Source organism: Streptomyces tamarix (genome assembly GCF_032423885.1).
Lineage (GTDB): Bacteria > Actinomycetota > Actinomycetes > Streptomycetales > Streptomycetaceae > Streptomyces > Streptomyces tamarix.
The window spans coordinates 210,285-226,431 of record NZ_JAWCTQ010000001.1; the positions used below are offsets into that span (position 1 = coordinate 210,285).

Here is a 16,147-nt window from a genome sequence, read left to right on the forward strand (position 1 = left end):
GCGGTGCGTCCGCATGGGGTGGGGAAGCACGGAGGCCCAGGCCGGGAGGCCTGGGCCTTGGGGTGGGTGGGGGGTTTCACACGGGGGCCGTGTCGGGGGAGGGCTTGTCGGGGTCGGGGGTTGCCTCGGGGGGTTTCGGGGACGGGACGGGGAAGGTCAGGAGGGCCAGGAGGACCAGGGCGGCCAGGGCGGAGCCGACGAGGAAGCCGGTGCCGATGGAGGTGGCGCCGATGACCGGGCCCAGGATGAGGGGGGCGACGAACTGGCCCGTGAAGTTGGCCGTCCCGGACAGGGACATCGCCTGGCCGCGCTGGGCCGCGGGCGCGGATTCGCCGATCATCATCGCGAGGGCCGGTACGACGACGCCGCTGCCGAGGCCGAAGACGAAGGCGGCCAGGGTGAGGAAGACCCACTGGCCGTTCAGGCCGATCAGCAGGAACGACAGCGCCCAGGCCACGGTGGCGACGCGGAGCAGGTTCACGTAGCCGAGGCGGGCCTTCATCCGGGCGTAGACCAGGCCGATGAGGCTGCCGCCGACGGAGGTGCTGGTGGTGATGAGCGCGATCAGGAACGGTTCCTCGACGTCGACCTCGGTGAGGCGCTGCGGCAGGAAGACCGCCAGCACGTAGAGGAGGAACGAGGCGAAGAAGGAGAAGGCGTAGAAGACCAGGAGGCCGGGCCGGCGGCGCAGCAGGGTCACGACGCCGCCGCCCTTGGCGCGGCCCTCCGCGGGGAGGGCGGGCATCACGAGGAGCGTCAGGAGGCCGACCGGGATGCCGAGGAGGTAGACCGCGAACGGGGCGTGCCAGGACAGGCCGCCGAGCGCGCCGCCGATCAGCGGCCAGATGATGCCGCCGAGGCTGAGGGCGGTGGAGCGCCAGCCGGCGACCCGGTCGCGCTGCTCGCCCTGGAAGAGCGCGAGGAGGGCGACGGTGGTCCCGACGAACACCGCCGCCGCGCCGACGCCGAAGACGAACCGGCTGATGATCAGGGCGGTGTACGACTCCGTGACCAGGCCGGTGCCGCCGGCGACGCCGTACAGCAGGAGTCCGCCGACGAGCGGGGTGCGCAGGCCGAAGCGGTCGATGGCCCAGCCCACGAAGGGGCTGACGAGGGCGAGTGAGAGGCCGTGCGCGGTGAGGATGAGGCCGGCGCCGGTCCCGCTGACCCCGAGTTCGCCGCGGATGACGCCGACGACGGGGGCGATGACGGCGCCGGCCATCAGCGTGAGGGTGGAGGCGAGCAGCAGGACGAGCAGCATGGCCCGGTGGGGAGCGCGCGGGGCGGGTCGGGCGGTGGGGTCGGGTAAGGCCATGGCGGGGCTCCTCGGAACGAAGGTGCTGGGGCGACTCGGCGTCGTCGTGATCGCATCGTGCAACCTCGAGCACGGTTCAGGTCAACCGCGCGGGTGGTGGTCGCGCAGGGGGTTCGAGCAGCGCTCCAGCGGCCCTCGTCCGGTCCGCTCAGGCGTCCAGCAGGGGCTTCCACCAGCCCGGGTTGTCGCGGTACCAGGCGACGACGCTCCTCAGCCCCTCGTCCAGCGTCCGGCGCGGGGCGTAGCCCAGCTCGGCGCGGATCTTGCCGTCGTCGATGGCGTACCGCAGGTCGTGGCCCTTGCGGTCCTCGACGTGGCGGACCATCGACCAGTCCGCGCCGCACAGTTCGAGCAGCCGGTCCGTCATCTCGCGGTTGGTGAGGCTGGTGGCGCCGCCGATGTTGTACGTCTCGCCGGCCCGGCCCGCGTCCAGGACGAGCTGGATCGCCCGGCAGTGGTCGTCGACGTGCAGCCACTCCCGCACGTTGCCGCCGTCGCCGTACAGCGGGACGGGGATGCCGCGCAGGAGGTTCGTGACGAACAGCGGGATCAGTTTCTCCACGTGCTGGTGGGTGCCGTAGTTGTTTGAGCAGCGGGTGACGCGCACGTCGAGGCCGTGCGTGCGGTGGTAGGCGCGGGCCAGCAGGTCGCTGCCCGCCTTGGAGGCGGAGTACGGCGAGTTGGGCAGCAGGGGCGACTCCTCGGTCCAGGCGCCCTCGGTGATCGACCCGTACACCTCGTCGGTGGAGACGTGGACGACGGTGGGCACCCCGGTGTGCAGGCACGCGTCGAGGACGCTCTGCGTGCCCAGCACGTTGCTGTGGACGAAGGCGATCGAGCCGTCGACGGACCGGTCCACGTGGGACTCGGCGGCGAAGTGCACGACGGCGTCGTGGCCGGGCAGCACGCGCCGCATCAGCTCGTGGTCGCACACGTCGCCGCGGACGAAGGTCAGCCGGTCGTGGTCCATCGGCAGGTTCTCGGTGTTGCCCGCGTAGGTGAGCTTGTCGACGACCGTGACCCGGGCGTCCTCGTAGCCCGCGTACCCGCCCGCGAGCAGGGTGCGCACGTAGTGGGAGCCGATGAATCCGGCACCGCCCGTGACGAGGATCCTCATACCGGCACCTCCGCTTGTGTGTGGTCTCCGATGATCAATCGGTTGTGCGAGCCGCCGTCCTGGGCGCTGACCCGGGCCCAGCGGCCGATCACGCAGCCGCTCAGCTCGGGGACGTCGGTGATGGAGGCGCCCTCCAGGACGATGGAGTTCTCGATGCCCGCCGACTCCAGGACGCAGTCCCGTCCGACGGCCACGTTCGGGCCGATCCGGCAGTCCCGGACGACGCTGCCCGCCCCGATCACCACGGGGCCGGTGAGGTGCGATCCGGTGACGCGGGCGCCGGGCTCGACGACCACCCGGCCCTCCACCACCGTCGTGGCGTCGATCTCGCCGGCGGCCATCGGGTCGGCGGTGCCGGCGCCGTCGGTGCCCAGCCGCTCCAGGAGCACCCGGTTGCACTCCAGCAGGTCGTCGATCTTCCCGGTGTCCTTCCAGTAGCCGTCGTACTCCTGGGCGGTGACCGCCCAGCCGCCCTCGATCAGGTACTGGAGGGCGTCGGTGATCTCCAGTTCGCCGCGGGCGCTGGGCCTGATGGCCCGGGTGGCCTCGTGGACCGCCGACGTGAAGAAGTACGCGCCGATGACCGCCAGGTCGCCCCGCGGTTCGGTCGGCTTCTCCACCAGGGCGCGCACCACGCCGTCCGCGTCCACCTCCGCCACACCGTACTGCCGGGGGTCGGCGACCTTGGTGACGAGGAGCTGCGCGGCGGGGCGCCGCCGGCGGAACTCCGCCGCCGCGTCCGCGATGCCCTCGGCGAGGATGTTGTCGCCCAGGTACATGACGAACTCGTCGTCGCCGAGGAATTCGGCGGCGAGCGTCACGCAGTGCGCCAGGCCCAGCGGCGCCTCCTGCCGGAGGTAGGTGATCCGCATGCCGAAGCGGGAGCCGTCGCCGATCGCCTCCTCGATCTGCGCGCCGTGGCCCCCGACGACGATGCCGGTCTCCTTCACACCGATGTTCCGCAGGTTCTCCAGGCAGTGCACCAGAACGGGCTTGTTGGCCACGGGGACCAGTTGTTTCGCCATCGAGTACGTGAAGGGACGCAAACGCGTCCCCTCTCCTCCGGACAGTACGAGCGCTTTCATGGGCTTCCCAGCGGTTCTCGAACGGAGATACGGTCAGGGACAACCTCCGGTCCCACGCTCGACTCCGGTTCGAGCCACCGTCGAACTCCGCCTGACACCGTCCGGGGCGTCACGCATCGGACGACAAGGAGCTGAGTCGATGGCGGAGAGTGCCCTGACCCCCGACGAGGTCGGCGAGTTCTACGACGACCGGGGGTGGCTCTGGGAAATCTTCATGGGGCAGAACCTGCACATCGGTTACTGGGACGGCGTCGATCCGGACGTCGACCCCAAGGACCGGCTGACCGACGTGCTCGTGGAGCAGGTGGCGCTCGGCCCGGGGCAGCGGCTGCTGGACGTCGGCTGCGGCCAGGGGCGGCCGGCGATCCGGCTCGCGCAGGCCACCGGCTGCGACGCGCTCGGCATCACCGTGAGCGCGGACCAGGTCGAGACGGGCACCCGGCTCGCGCGGGAGGCCGGCGTCGCCGACCGGGTCCGGTTCGAGCGGGTCGACGCCATGAAGCTCCCCTACGAGGACGGGTCGTTCGACGCCGTGTGGGCGGTCGAGACGCTGATGTACCTGTCCGACCGGCAGGCCGCGCTGCGGGAGATCGCCCGCGTCCTGGTCCCGGGCGGGGTGTTCGTCCTCGCCGACTACACCGAGAGCGGGCCCCTGACCGAGGAGTGGCGGGCCGTCCTCACCGAGGGCTTCACCGTCGACTCGCTGCCGACGGCCGACGCGTACACCGGGATGATCGGCGCCGCGGGTCTGGAGATCGTGCGCCACGAGGACGCCACGCCGCACCTGCGCCGGTCGGCCGCCCGCATCGACCAGCTCGTCGCCGACAACTACCCGAAGGTCGTGGAGAAGGGCGGGCGGGAGTTCGCGGAGGAGTTCAAGGCCATGATCGGCAAGATCTCGGAGCTCGAACGCGACCTCCTCGGGTACGTCATCACGACCGCGCGCAAGCCGGTCTCCTGAACCGGCTCCGGCCGGGGGGAAGCGGCGTCCAGTGGGTGTCGAGCGGGGTTCGAGGCCCGTTCCGGACGATCTGCGCATGAGGATTCTCTTTGTGGCGGGCGGCACCTCCGGGGTCATCTTCGGCATCGTCCCGCTGGCCCAGGCCGCCCGCAACGCCGGACACGAGGTCTTCATGGCCGCCCCGGAGAACGTGATGCCCACCATCACCCAGGCGGGCGTCCCCGGCGTCGCCGTCTCGTCGAAGGTCATGCACGACGCGCTCGTCGACCGCCGGGGCGTCCGGGTCCCCATCCCGGAGGACCTGCACGAGCGGTACATCTTCAACGGCCGCACCTTCGGCCGGTACGCGGCCTCCTGCCTGGACGGGCTGCTGGACCTGGCCGACCGGTGGCGGCCCGACGTGGTGGTGGGCGGGGCGCTGGCCTTCGCCGCGCCGCTCGTCGCCGCCCACGCCGGCGTGCCCTACGTCAAGCAGGCCATCGACATGGGCGAGCCGCGCACCATCGACCTGGGGGCGGCCGCCGAACTCGGCCCCGAGCTGGAGCGGCTCGGCCTGTACGACATGCCGCGCGCCGACCTGTTCGTCGACATCTGCCCGCCCAGCCTCCGCCCGGGGGACGCGCCGCCCGCGCAGATGATGCGCTACGTGCCCTACGCCACGCAGAAGCGGGTCGAGCCGTGGATGTACGCCAAGGGGGACCGGCCCCGCGTCCTGGTGTCGGCCGGCAGCCGCGTGACCCCCGAGTCGGACTTCGACATCCTGAGCGGGCTGGTGGACAAGGTCGGGAAGCTGGACGTGGAGCTGCTCATCGCGACCCCCGAGTCCGTGGCGGAGAAGCTGCGCCCGCTGCCCGGGCACGTGCGGGCCGGGTGGATCCCGCTGCACCTGGCGGCCCCCACCTGTGACCTCGTGGTCCACCACGCGGGCGGCAACACCACCATGGGTTACGTCTCCTACGGCGTGCCGCAGGTCCTCATCCCGTACCTGCCCTACTGCGTCGACTACAGCCGGCGGCTGAGCGACTACGGCGCGGCGCGGATGATCGACCCCGCGGACGACTCCGCCGAGACCGTCGCACGCGTCTGTGCGGAGATGCTCGCCACGCCCTCCTACCGGGAGCGGGCGCGGGCGCTGGCCGACGAGGTGGCCGGGCTGCCCGGGGCGGCCGAGGCCGTGACGGCGATCGAACGGCTGGCGGCCCGCGGGCACTGACGTTCCGGCCGGGCCGGAGCCACGACTTCAAGGCGCAAGAGGGGCGAGAAGGGTATTCACGTGATCAATCTGTTCCAGCCCGCGGTCGGTGACGAGGAGCTCTCCGCCGTCGCCGACGTGTTCCGCGACAAGTGGCTCGGCCACGGCCCGCGGACCAAGGCGTTCGAGGCGGCGTTCGCCGAGCACCTCGGCGTCGAACCGGACCGGGTCGTCTTCCTGGCCTCCGGCACGGCCGGTCTCTTCCTCATCGTCGAGTCCCTGGGCCTCGCCGAGGGCGACGAGGTGGTCATGCCGTCGATGAGTTTCCTCGCCGCGGCCAACGCCGTCCTGGCGTCCGGCGCCCGGCCCGTCTTCTGCGACGTCGACCCGCGGACGATGAACCCGCGCTGGGAGGACGTCGAGGCGGCCCTCACGCCCCGCACCCGGGCCGTGCTGCTGCTGCACTACGGCGGCCAGCCCGGGCACGTGGCCGAGATCGCCGAGCGCTGCCGCGAGCGCGGCCTGACCCTGATCGAGGACTCGGCCTGCTCGATCGCCTCGACGGTGGACGGCCGGGCCGTGGGCACCTTCGGGGACCTGGCCATGTGGTCCCTGGACGCGGCGAAGATCCTGACCACGGGCGACGGGGGCCTGCTGTACGTCCGCGACGCCGAACAGGCCGCCCGGATGCGGCGCCTGGCCTACCACGGCCTGACGCAGGCCACCGGCTTCGGCTACGCCAAGGTGTCCCACCGGTGGTGGGAGCTGGAGGTGCCGGAGATCGGGCGCCGCGTCATCGGCAACGACCTGACCGCCGCGATCGGCACGGTGCAGTTGCGCCGGCTGCCGGAGTTCGTCGCCCGCCGCCGGGAGATCGTCAAGCGGTACGACCACGAGCTGGCCGACGTGGCGGGGCTGCGACTGCCCCCGCCGCTGCCGGACCACCACACGTCCTCGCACTACTTCTACTGGGTGCAGATGGACGCCGCGATCCGCGACGGCGTCGCCGCCGACCTGCTCGCCGCCGACATCTACACCACGTTCCGGTACGCACCGCTGCACAAGGTCCCCACCTACGGCTCCGACCGGGTGCTGCCCGCCACCGACCGGGCGGCGGGCGAGACCCTGTGCCTGCCCCTGCACCACGGGCTGAGCGACGACGACGTCCGTACGGTCGCCCGGCGGCTGCGCGAGGCCGTGGCGGACCGCGGCCGGGCCGCCGGCGCCCTCTGAGCGGCCCGGGAAGAAGGGAACGGGAGAGGGACATGCGCCTGCTGTTCATGGCCACGCTCGGACAGACCCTGCACGAGGTCACCCTCGGGCTCGACCTGGCCGCGCAGTTGAAGGACGCCGGGATCGGCGCCCACTTCGTCGTCGACCGGTACAACGAGGGCCAGTTGGCCGCCGCCGGCCACCCGTACACCCTCGTGGACACCTCCATGGGGGCGGGCGTGCGCGACGTCGTCGCCCGCGCCGTGCGGGAGTCGCGGCCGGACGCGATCGTCCTCAGCGACTACATGGCCCACTGGCTCACGCACGTCGTCAACTACGGGATCGACCCGTGGTTCGTCGACGACTTCGGGCTGCCCGTCATCCCCATCGACTCGGTGAACCTGGAGAACACCAACCTCGAACTGGAACTCCTCGGCCGGCCCACCCAGGTCAGCGACCGCATCCTGACCGCGCCCGCCCACCTGCTGCCGGTGCCCGCGAACCGGCCGGACGCCACCGGCGGGCGGGGGCTCCCGTACCGCGCCGACCGGACGCCGGCGCCGCCCACCCCCACCGCCCGGAAGGAGCTGCGCCGGTCGCTGGGGGTCCGCGACGGGGAGCGGTTGCTGATGCTCCCCACCCTGCCGTGGCAGCGGATCATGCAGACCCAGGCCGGGCCGCGCACCCGCGAACTGGCCGTCCGGGTGCCGCGCCTGGTCGGGCAGTACCTGCGGCGGCTGCCGTCGCGCACGCGGTTCCTGGCGGTCGGGCCGTACCTCGACGGCTTCGCGCTGCCGGAGGACCGACTGCACGTCGAGGAGTCGTACACCGCGGGGCGGTACGCCTCGCTGCTCGCCGCGTCCGACGCGGTGCTCGGCCTGTTCCTCCCCTCCTTCGCGCTGGAGCGGGCGGTCCTGGTCGACGTGCCGGGCCTGTTCACCGTCAACACCTTCGACATCGACGGCGGGCCGGGGCTGCAGCGGCTGGCCGACGCCTTCGGCGGTCTCTCCCCCGCCGTCCGCTCCTGGCTGGCCGGGTTCCCCGGGCCGGTGCCGCCGTTCCACATGTGGCCGCTCCAGTGGAACGCGGTCGTGAGCCGCCTGCTGGAGGACAACCCGCTGACCACGACCGCACTGCGCACCGAGCTGTTCGACGAGGAGTCGGTGGTGACCGGGTTGGAGGCCGTGCTGTACGACCCCGGTACGCGGGACCGGCTCGCCGCGGCCCGGGCCGACTACCGTGACGCGATCGCGAAGCTGCCGGAGACCGCCGAGGTGTTCCTGACGGCGGCCCGCCGGTGCGGCGTGACCGTCTGACGGCGGGGTCCGGACACGGGCACAGGCGCGGGGTCCGGACGCGGGGAGGCCCGGGACGGCTGGTGCCGTCCCGGGCCTTTCCGCGCCACTCGGACGGCGCCGGGCGGACCGCGGCGCTCAACCGCGTACTCGGACCGTGACGCTCAGACCGCGCCACTCGAAGCCGCGCCGCCCGGACCGGCATCGCCCGGACCGCGCCGCTCAGACCGCGGCGAGCAGGGCGCGCAGCGAGTCGTCCAGGTCGCGGCGGGGCCGCCACTCCAGGGCCCGGCGGGCGAGGGTGATGTCCAGGGCCTGCCAGGCCGCCGCGGAACTGGCGGAGCCGCCGGGCCCCGCGCCCGGCTCCGGCCGCGCGGCGGCCGACCTGCGGACCGGGACGCCGCTCAGCTCCACCAGGCGGTCCACCACGTCCTGCACGACGACGGCCCGCCCGCTGCCCACGTTGACGACGCGTCCGGCCACGCGCGCGCGGGGGGCCCGGGCGCAGGCGACGACCGCGTCGGCGACGTCCCCGGCGTCGACGAAGTCCCGCCGGGCGGTCGCCGGTGCCAGGTCCCACTCCATCGGGCCGGGCCCGCGGTGCGCGGCGAGCCGGGCGGCGAGGGAGCCGAGCAGGCTCCCGGTGGGCGCGCCGGCGCCGCAGACGTTGGAGATCCGCAGGACCACCCCGTCCACGCCGGACGTGCCGGCGGCGTCCAGCACGGCCCGGGTGGCGCGCAGCTTGGTCCGCCCGTACGCGGTGTCGGGGGCCGTCGGGTGGTCCTCCGCGAACGGCCGGCCGGCGGTCCCCGGCCCGTACTCGTGGACCGTGCCGAGCTGGACGAGCCGCGGGCGCCGCGGTGCGGCGGCGACAGCGTCCAGGAGCCGGCCCACGAGGTCCGCGTTGGCGGCCTCCTGCTGCTCGGGGGTGACGCCCCAGACCTGCCCGGCGGCGTTCACGACGGTGTCGGCCGCCACCTCGTCGAGGAGCCGGGCGAGCCGGGCCGGCGGTTCCCGCAGGGGGTCGAGATGTTCCCAGCGCCGTACGGACGGCGGGGCAAAGCTGCCGGGGTGGCCCCGGGAGACCCCCGTCACCCGCGCCCCCGCGGACCGGAACGCGTCGCAGAGGTGGCGTCCGAGGAAGCCGGTGGCCCCCAGGACGACGACCGAGGTGCCCGTCATCGGCTCACCCCCGCCACTCGGCCAGGACGCCCGCGGCGAGCGTCTCCTTCAGGGACGCCGCGCCGGCGTCCCGGTCGGAGATCAGCGGCGGCTCGGTGAAGCCCCACGGCAGGTCCAGGTCGGGATCGAGGGGATCGATGTTGATCTGCGTCCCCGGGACGTACGTGGTGGACACGACGTAGCAGATGCAGGTGTCGTCCGCGAGGCTGAGGAAGCCGTGGGCCACGCCCTCGGGGATGAAGAGGCAGCGGCCGGAGTCGGCGTCCAGCTCCGTGACCGCGTGGGTGCCGAAGGTGGGCGAGCCGGTCCGCAGGTCGACGATGACGTCCCGCAGCGCGCCGCGCACGCAGGAGACGTACTTGGCCTGGCCGGGCGGGACGGCGACCCCGTGCAGTCCGCGCAGGACGTTCCGGCGCGAGACCGAGAAGTTGATCTGCCGGGGCCGGAACGGCCGGCCGATCGCCTCTTCCAGCAGGTCGGTCCGCAGCGACTCGTAGAACGTCCCCCGGTCGTCGGCCAGTTGCTCCGGGGTGATGACGTAGGCTCCCGGAACGGCCGTCTCCGCAACTCGCACGATGGGGCCACCTCACTTCGCGGCCGTGGATTCCCGGTGGGCGGCGACCACCCGCTCCAGGTCGCGCACCACCTGGGCGGGGACGGGCATCCGCTCCACCTCGTCGCGCAGCCGCAGGGCCGCGGTCCGGTACGACGGGTCCTCCAGCAGGTCGCGGACGGCGCCGGCGATGTTGGCCGCGCTGTCGTCGTCGGGGTCGATCAGCCGCGCGGCGCCCTGGTCGGCGATGCGCGCGCTGTGCTCCTCCAGGCCCGGCAGGTACGGGACGAACACCTGCGGCACTCCGTTGGCCAGGCAGGTGAGGGTGATGTTGCCGCCCGCGTGGTGGACCATCACGTCGCAGGTGGGGGCGAGGACGTCCACGGGCAGCCAGCCGGCCCGCGCGCCCTCGGGGAGCTCCAGCCGGGCCGCGACGTCGTCGGGGGTGGCGATCAGCAGCTCGATGTCGAGCGGCGCCACCTTCTCGACCAGGCCGTTGAGCAGGTCGAAGTCGTCGTCGGGGGTGACCCTGCTGCCCGCGCTCACCAGGACGCGGGGCCGGTCCCCCTTGGTGTACATCCAGGGTTCGAGGGCGCTCTGCGTGCTGCACGGGATGTGGCGCAGCGGCAGGGCCACGGGGGCGGTGGGGGGACGCACGCTCTCCGGCATGAGGGTGACGGAGAACGCGGGCGGCGGCGTCCCGTGCAGGCCGAGGCGCTCCATCTCGGGAGCCAGTTCGGCGGCGGCCGCGAGGTCGATGTCGAGGGGCTCGGCGATGTCGGTGGCGAACCGCACCCAGGGGACGCCGGCGTGGTGGGCGACGAGCGGACCGGCGTACGCGAGGACGTTGCTGACCACCAGGTCGGGGCGCCACTGCTCCACCAGGTCGATCAGGGCGTCGAACGAGTGCGCCGCGAGCCGCCCGAACATGCGCCCGATGGCGATGTTGCGCTCCGGGCCGCGGGCCGGTGTCGGCACGAGGACGCCCTCCCGGTTCACCCGGCAGTCCTGGATCGTGCGCTCGGTGACGGAGACCGCGGGAATGCCCGAGCCGAGGATGGCCGACATGGTCACCTCGGGGCCCGTCATGATCACTTCATGGCCCGCGTTCCGGGCCGCCTGGGCCAGCGGGATGTCCGGGAAGATCGTCCCGGCACCGTTTCCCCCCACGAAAAGAATCTTCATGGCCGCATCGTCGGGTCCGCCCTTCGAGCCTCGCTCGAAGGCGCTCCCCCACGGGGGCGCGCGGTCCGGACTCACGGACCTTCGAGCGGTTCTCGAAGGGCGTGGCGAACGCTGGGCGGGACCGAGGGGACCACCGCGAGCCGCCGTCCGGCCTCCCCTCCACGAGAACGCACCCCACCTACGAGGAGGCCGCCGTGTTCCGGCACACGTCCGAAGTCCACGGCTGGTACGCCGAACGCCGGCGGGCCCAGCGGCACGTGGTCACCCTCACGCCGCTGGACCGGCTCGACGGCTGGTCCTTCGACCCGGCCACGGGCGACCTCCGGCACGCCAGCGGACGGTTCTTCACCGTCGAGGGGCTCCAGGTGGACACCGACCACCGGGAGGTCGACTCCTGGCAGCAGCCGATCATCGTGCAGCCGGAGTCCGGCATCCTGGGCATCCTGGTCAAGGAGTTCGGGGGCGTCCCCCACTTCCTGCTCCAGGCCAAGATGGAGCCGGGGAACATCAACCTGCTCCAGCTCTCGCCGACCGTGCAGGCGACCCGGAGCAACTTCACCCGGGTGCACCGCGGCGGCGCCGTCCCGTACCTGGACCACTTCCTCGCACCGCGCCGCGGCCGTGTCGTCTTCGACTCCCTCCAGTCCGAGCAGGGCTCGTGGTTCCTGGGGAAGCGGAACCGCAACATGGTCGTCGAGACGACGGAGGACGTACCGCTCCGGGACGACTTCTGCTGGCTGACGCTGGAGCAGATCGGCGACCTGCTGAGCGTGGAGAACCTGGTCAACATGGACACCCGGACCGTGCTGTCCGGCCTCCCCGGGACGTACGGGGGGAGGTTCGGCGGCGGCGGGGCCGAGGACCGCGGGCTGCACCGGATGGCGGAGCTGCTCAGTTGGTTCACCGAGGCGAAGGTCGGGCGCCGACTGGAGCGGCGCCGCGTGCCCCTGTCCAAGGTCGAGGGCTGGTCCGTGGGCGGCGAGCGCGTGGAGCACGAGGAGGGCCTCTACTTCTCGGTGGTCGGCGTGGACGTGGAGGCGGAGGGGCGCGAGGTGAGCCGCTGGTCGCAGCCGATGCTCGCCCCCGCCTCCCGCGGCGTGGTCGCGTTCCTCACCCGCGCCGTGGACGGCGTGCCGCACGTGCTGGTCCAGGCCCGGACGGAAGCCGGCTCCCGCGACGTGCTGGAGATCGGCCCGACCGTGCAGTGCGCCCCGGAGAACTACCGGCACCTCCCCGCCGAGCTGCGGCCGCGCTTCCTCGACGAGGTGCTGGGGGCCGCGCCGTCCCGCGTCACGCTGGACGTCGTCCACTCCGAGGAGGGCGGCCGGTTCCACCACGCCGAGAACCGCTACCTGGTCGTGGAGGCGGGGGACGACGTCCCCCTCGACCCGGGCGACGACTTCGTCTGGATGACGCCCGAGCAGCTCGGCGCCCTGGTGCGGCACAGCGGCTACGTGAACGTCGAGGCCCGGAACCTGCTGACGTGCCTGAGGTACCTGCGGTGAGCGCGACACCCGTGGCCGGCCGGCCGGTGCGCCTGGGGGTGCTGGGGTGCGCCGACATCGCGGTCCGGCGGGTGCTGCCGGCCCTGGCCACCGTGCCGGGGGTGACCCTGGCGGCGGTGGCCAGCCGGAGCGGTGCCCGGGCAGCGCAGGTCACCGACCGGTTCGGCGGTGACCCCCTGGAGGGGTACGACGCGCTGCTCGCCCGCCCGGACGTCGACGCCGTGTACGTCCCGCTGCCGGCCGCGCTGCACGCCCCGTGGGTGGAGAAGGCACTGGCGGCCGGCAAGCACGTGCTGGCGGAGAAGCCGCTGACGACGTGCGTGGCGGACACGGCGCGGCTCGTCGGCGCGGCCCGCGCGGCGGGGCTGGTGCTGAGGGAGAACGTCATGTTCGTCCACCACCCCCAGCACCACCACGCGCGGCGGCTGCTCCGGGAGGGCGCCATCGGGGAGGTCCGGACCGTGGTCGCGGCGTTCGCGATCCCGCCCCGGCCGGCACACGACATCCGCTACCGGCCGGAGCTCGGGGGCGGCGCCCTCTTCGACGTCGGGTCGTACCCGCTGCACGCCGCCCGGTTCCTGCTCGGGGACGGGCTGGAGGTCGTCGGCGCGACCCTGCGGACCGACGGGGACCGGGGGGTGGACGTGTCCGGCACCGCCCTGCTGGCCGGGCCCGGCGGGGTGACCGCACAGGTGTACTTCGGCATGGAGCACCACTACACGTCCCGGTACGAGGTGGTGGGCAGCGCCGGGCGGCTCACCGTGGACCGGGCCTTCACCCCGCCGGCGGACCACCGGCCCGTGCTGGTGGTGGAGCGGAGCGACGGCACGGAGCGGCTGGAGCTGGAGCCGTTCGACCAGTGCGCGGGCACCCTCGACGCCTTCGTACGGGCCGTCGCGGCGGGAGCCGGCACGGCCGGTGAGGCGATCGTCCGGCAGGCGGAGCTGATCGCAGATGTCCATCGGAGCGGGACCCGCGGCGTGCGGCCGGCTCCACGACCGGCGCGAGACGCCGTGGAAGGCGAGGACCGATGAAGGACGCCAAGGCCCGCATCCTGGAGCAGGTGCGCGAGTACCACGGCTCGGACGAGAAGGAGTTCGAGCCGGGCCGGACCGCGGTGTGGCCCTCGGGCGCGGTGTTCGACGCGGAGGACCGGGTCGCGCTGGTGGAGGCCGCGCTGGACATGCGGATCGCGGCCGGCGTCAGTTCGCGGCGGTTCGAGCGGGAGTTCGCCCGCTACTTCCGGCTGCGCAAGGCGCACCTGGCCAACTCCGGTTCCTCGGCCAACCTGTTGGCGCTGTCGGCGTTCACCTCGCCGCAGTTGGAGGACCGCAGGCTGCGGCCCGGCGACGAGGTGATCACGGTCGCGGCCGGCTTCCCGACCACCGTCAACCCCATCATCCAGAACGGCCTGGTGCCGGTCTTCGTCGACGTGGAGCTGGGCACCTACAACGCCACGGCCGAACGGATCGCGGAGGCCGTCGGGCCCCGCACCAGGGCGATCATGGTCGCGCACGCGCTCGGCAATCCGTTCGCCGTCGAGGAGGTCGCCCGGATCGCCGAGGAGCACGACCTGTTCCTCATCGAGGACAACTGCGACGCGGTGGGCTCGACCTACCGCGGCCGGCTCACCGGCACCTTCGGCGACATCGCGACCACGAGCTTCTACCCGGCCCACCACATCGCGATGGGCGAGGGCGGCTGCGTGCTGACGGACAACCTGGTCCTGGCGCGGATCGTGGAGTCGATGCGCGACTGGGGCCGGGACTGCTGGTGCGAGCCGGGCGAGGACAACCGCTGCTTCAAGCGGTTCGACTACCAGATGGGCACGCTGCCGCACGGCTACGACCACAAGTACATCTTCTCGCACGTCGGTTACAACCTGAAGTCCACCGACCTCCAGGCCGCCCTGGGGCTGAGCCAGCTCGGCAAGCTCGACGCGTTCGGGGCGGCCCGCCGCGCCAACTGGCGGTTCCTGCGGGAGGCGCTGGACGGCGTGCCGGGGCTGATCCTGCCGCGCGCCACCGAGGACAGCGATCCGAGCTGGTTCGGCTTCGCGCTGACCGTCAAGCCCGACGCCGGCTACACCCGCGAGGGGCTCGTGGCCTTCCTGGAGGGCCGGAAGATCGGCACCCGTCGTTTCTTCGCCGGGAACCTCACCCGTCACCCGGCGTACCTCGACCGGCCGCACCGCATCAGCGGTTCGCTCGCCAACAGCGACATCGTCGCCGGGCACACCTTCTGGGTCGGGGTCTACCCGGGCCTGACCGAGGAGATGGTCCGCTACATCGCCGAGTCCGTCCGCGACTACGCGGTGAAGAACTCCTGACGTCCGTGCCGGGCCGCGGCGACGCGGCAGGAAGGTTCACCATGCCCCACGCACACCAGTCGTCCCTGGCCTCGGCGGCCCGCGACGTGGCGCCGCTCGCCGCCGCGCACGCCGCGACCGCCGAGGAGCGGCGCCGGCTGCACCCCGCGGTGGCGGAGGCGTTGATCGCCGCCGGCTTCCCGCACCACTTCGCCCCGGACCTGCCGGGCCGCTCCCCCGGCACGTTCACCGGGCTGCTGGAGGCCGTCGCCGTGCTCGGCGAGGAGTGCGCGTCGGCGGCGTGGGTCGCCTCGGTCACCGCGAGCGCGGGCCGGATGACGGCGCACCTGCCCGCGGAGGGCCGGGCGGCCGTCTGGGAGAAGGGCGCCGGCACGGTGGTGGTCGCCGGGCTGATGCCGGCGGGGACGGCACAGCGGGTCCCGGGCGGCTGGCGGGTCCGGGGCGAGTGGGCGTACGTCAGCGGGGTCGACTTCGCCGACTGGACGCTGGTCGCGGCACGGACGGAGGAGGCGGGGCGGACGGCCGTACGGGTGCTCGCGGTGCCCCGCGCCGACCACGCCGTCGTCGATTCGTGGTTCGTGATCGGTATGCGGGGCACCGGCAGCCACACGGTGGTGCTGGACGACGTCGTCGTGCCGGACGAGCGGTCGGTGCCGCTGGAAGTGGTGCTCCGGGGCGAGGCGTCCGAGGGGTCCGCGCCCTGCCACCGGGTGCCGCTGAAGGCCGGCAACGGGCTGACGCTGGCGGCGCCCCTCCTGGGCGCGGCCCGCGGCGCGCTGCGGCGGTGGCGGGAGCTGACCGGGGCGAAGCTGGCGGCTCCGGGCGGGGCGATCTCCGGCGGGCCCGACCCCGGCCCGTACGAGCAGGTGCTCGCGCGGGCGGAGGGAGAGCTCGACGCGGTGGAGCTGTTGCTCGGCCGGGCGGCCCGGGTCGTCGACCGGGGCGGGGTCACCGCGGTGGAGACGGCCAGGAACGCCCGCGACTGCGCGCTGGCGGCGGAGCGGCTGGCCGCGGTGGTGGACGGGCTGCTGCGCACCGCCGGCACCCGGGGCCAGGCCGAGGCGGAGGCGCTGCAGCGGCACTGGCGCGACGTGAACTGCGGCGCGGGGCACAGCGGGCTCCAGTGGGCACCGGCGGCGAGCGCCTACGCGCGGCTGGTCGGGGCGCCGGGCCGCTGAGGGGTCCGGCCCCGTGCCGACGGCCACGGCCGGCCCCG

General features: G+C 73.6%; 14 protein-coding genes. 8 read left to right on the forward strand and 6 right to left on the reverse strand.

Features of this window, described 5'->3' with window-relative positions:
• Positions 1 to 76 precede the first annotated feature (76 nt).
• The 3 genes from RND61_RS00900 to RND61_RS00910 all read right to left on the reverse strand — a co-directional run bounded on the left by RND61_RS00900 (position 77) and on the right by RND61_RS00910 (position 3,517).
• On the reverse strand, positions 77 to 1,315 hold the full coding sequence (locus tag RND61_RS00900; protein ID WP_315875645.1) for an MFS transporter: 1,239 nt from the start codon (positions 1,313 to 1,315) through the stop codon (positions 77 to 79).
• Positions 1,316 to 1,463: 148 nt separating this feature from the next.
• Complete coding sequence (gene rfbB / locus RND61_RS00905; RefSeq protein WP_315875646.1) at positions 1,464 to 2,432, reverse strand: dTDP-glucose 4,6-dehydratase; 969 nt, start codon at positions 2,430 to 2,432, stop codon at positions 1,464 to 1,466.
• Complete coding sequence (locus RND61_RS00910) at positions 2,429 to 3,517, reverse strand: glucose-1-phosphate thymidylyltransferase (RefSeq protein ID WP_315875647.1); 1,089 nt, start codon at positions 3,515 to 3,517, stop codon at positions 2,429 to 2,431. Before RND61_RS00910 ends, rfbB begins: the two co-directional genes overlap by 4 nt.
• A gap of 139 nt (positions 3,518 to 3,656) precedes the next feature.
• On the opposite strand from RND61_RS00910, the gene RND61_RS00915 reads away from it, so the two are divergent.
• From RND61_RS00915 to RND61_RS00930, 4 genes are all read left to right on the forward strand, one after another.
• The gene (locus tag RND61_RS00915; protein WP_315875648.1) at positions 3,657 to 4,478 is read left to right on the forward strand and encodes a methyltransferase domain-containing protein; all 822 of its coding nucleotides are present in this window, start codon (positions 3,657 to 3,659) and stop codon (positions 4,476 to 4,478) included.
• A 76-nt stretch (positions 4,479 to 4,554) separates the two neighbouring features.
• Positions 4,555 to 5,691 carry a nucleotide disphospho-sugar-binding domain-containing protein gene (locus tag RND61_RS00920; protein WP_315875649.1) on the forward strand — a complete coding sequence of 379 codons (1,137 nt, stop codon included), beginning with the start codon at positions 4,555 to 4,557 and terminating at the stop codon, positions 5,689 to 5,691.
• A 60-nt stretch (positions 5,692 to 5,751) separates the two neighbouring features.
• On the forward strand, positions 5,752 to 6,903 hold the full coding sequence (locus RND61_RS00925; RefSeq protein WP_315875650.1) for a DegT/DnrJ/EryC1/StrS family aminotransferase: 1,152 nt from the start codon (positions 5,752 to 5,754) through the stop codon (positions 6,901 to 6,903).
• A 32-nt stretch (positions 6,904 to 6,935) separates the two neighbouring features.
• Positions 6,936 to 8,198: a DUF6365 family protein gene (locus RND61_RS00930; RefSeq protein WP_315875651.1), complete on the forward strand. Its 1,263-nt coding sequence runs from the start codon at positions 6,936 to 6,938 to the stop codon at positions 8,196 to 8,198.
• Positions 8,199 to 8,399: 201 nt separating this feature from the next.
• Here RND61_RS00930 and RND61_RS00935 read toward each other — a convergent pair whose 3' ends face one another.
• The 3 genes from RND61_RS00935 to RND61_RS00945 are packed head-to-tail and all read right to left on the reverse strand — an operon-like array spanning position 8,400 to position 11,097.
• Positions 8,400 to 9,359: an NAD-dependent epimerase/dehydratase family protein gene (locus RND61_RS00935; RefSeq protein WP_315875652.1), complete on the reverse strand. Its 960-nt coding sequence runs from the start codon at positions 9,357 to 9,359 to the stop codon at positions 8,400 to 8,402.
• 4 nt (positions 9,360 to 9,363) lie between these two features.
• Positions 9,364 to 9,933 carry a dTDP-4-dehydrorhamnose 3,5-epimerase family protein gene (locus RND61_RS00940; protein WP_315875653.1) on the reverse strand — a complete coding sequence of 190 codons (570 nt, stop codon included), beginning with the start codon at positions 9,931 to 9,933 and terminating at the stop codon, positions 9,364 to 9,366.
• Between the two features lie 12 nt (positions 9,934 to 9,945).
• Positions 9,946 to 11,097, reverse strand: coding sequence for a nucleotide disphospho-sugar-binding domain-containing protein (locus tag RND61_RS00945; RefSeq protein WP_315875654.1), 1,152 nt, complete (start codon positions 11,095 to 11,097; stop codon positions 9,946 to 9,948).
• A 194-nt stretch (positions 11,098 to 11,291) separates the two neighbouring features.
• Between RND61_RS00945 and RND61_RS00950 the strand changes: the two genes are divergently transcribed.
• The 4 genes from RND61_RS00950 to RND61_RS00965 are packed head-to-tail and all read left to right on the forward strand — an operon-like array spanning position 11,292 to position 16,109.
• Entirely contained in the window at positions 11,292 to 12,602 is a 1,311-nt protein-coding gene (locus RND61_RS00950) for an NDP-hexose 2,3-dehydratase family protein (protein ID WP_315875655.1), read from the forward strand.
• Positions 12,599 to 13,636 carry a Gfo/Idh/MocA family protein gene (locus RND61_RS00955; RefSeq protein WP_315875656.1) on the forward strand — a complete coding sequence of 346 codons (1,038 nt, stop codon included), beginning with the start codon at positions 12,599 to 12,601 and terminating at the stop codon, positions 13,634 to 13,636. Before RND61_RS00950 ends, RND61_RS00955 begins: the two co-directional genes overlap by 4 nt.
• Positions 13,633 to 14,931, forward strand: coding sequence for a lipopolysaccharide biosynthesis protein RfbH (gene rfbH, locus RND61_RS00960; RefSeq protein WP_315875657.1), 1,299 nt, complete (start codon positions 13,633 to 13,635; stop codon positions 14,929 to 14,931). The genes RND61_RS00955 and rfbH overlap by 4 nt, the downstream gene beginning before the upstream one ends.
• Before the next feature lie 41 nt (positions 14,932 to 14,972).
• Positions 14,973 to 16,109, forward strand: coding sequence for a hydrolase (locus tag RND61_RS00965; protein ID WP_315875658.1), 1,137 nt, complete (start codon positions 14,973 to 14,975; stop codon positions 16,107 to 16,109).
• Positions 16,110 to 16,147: the final 38 nt, after the last annotated feature.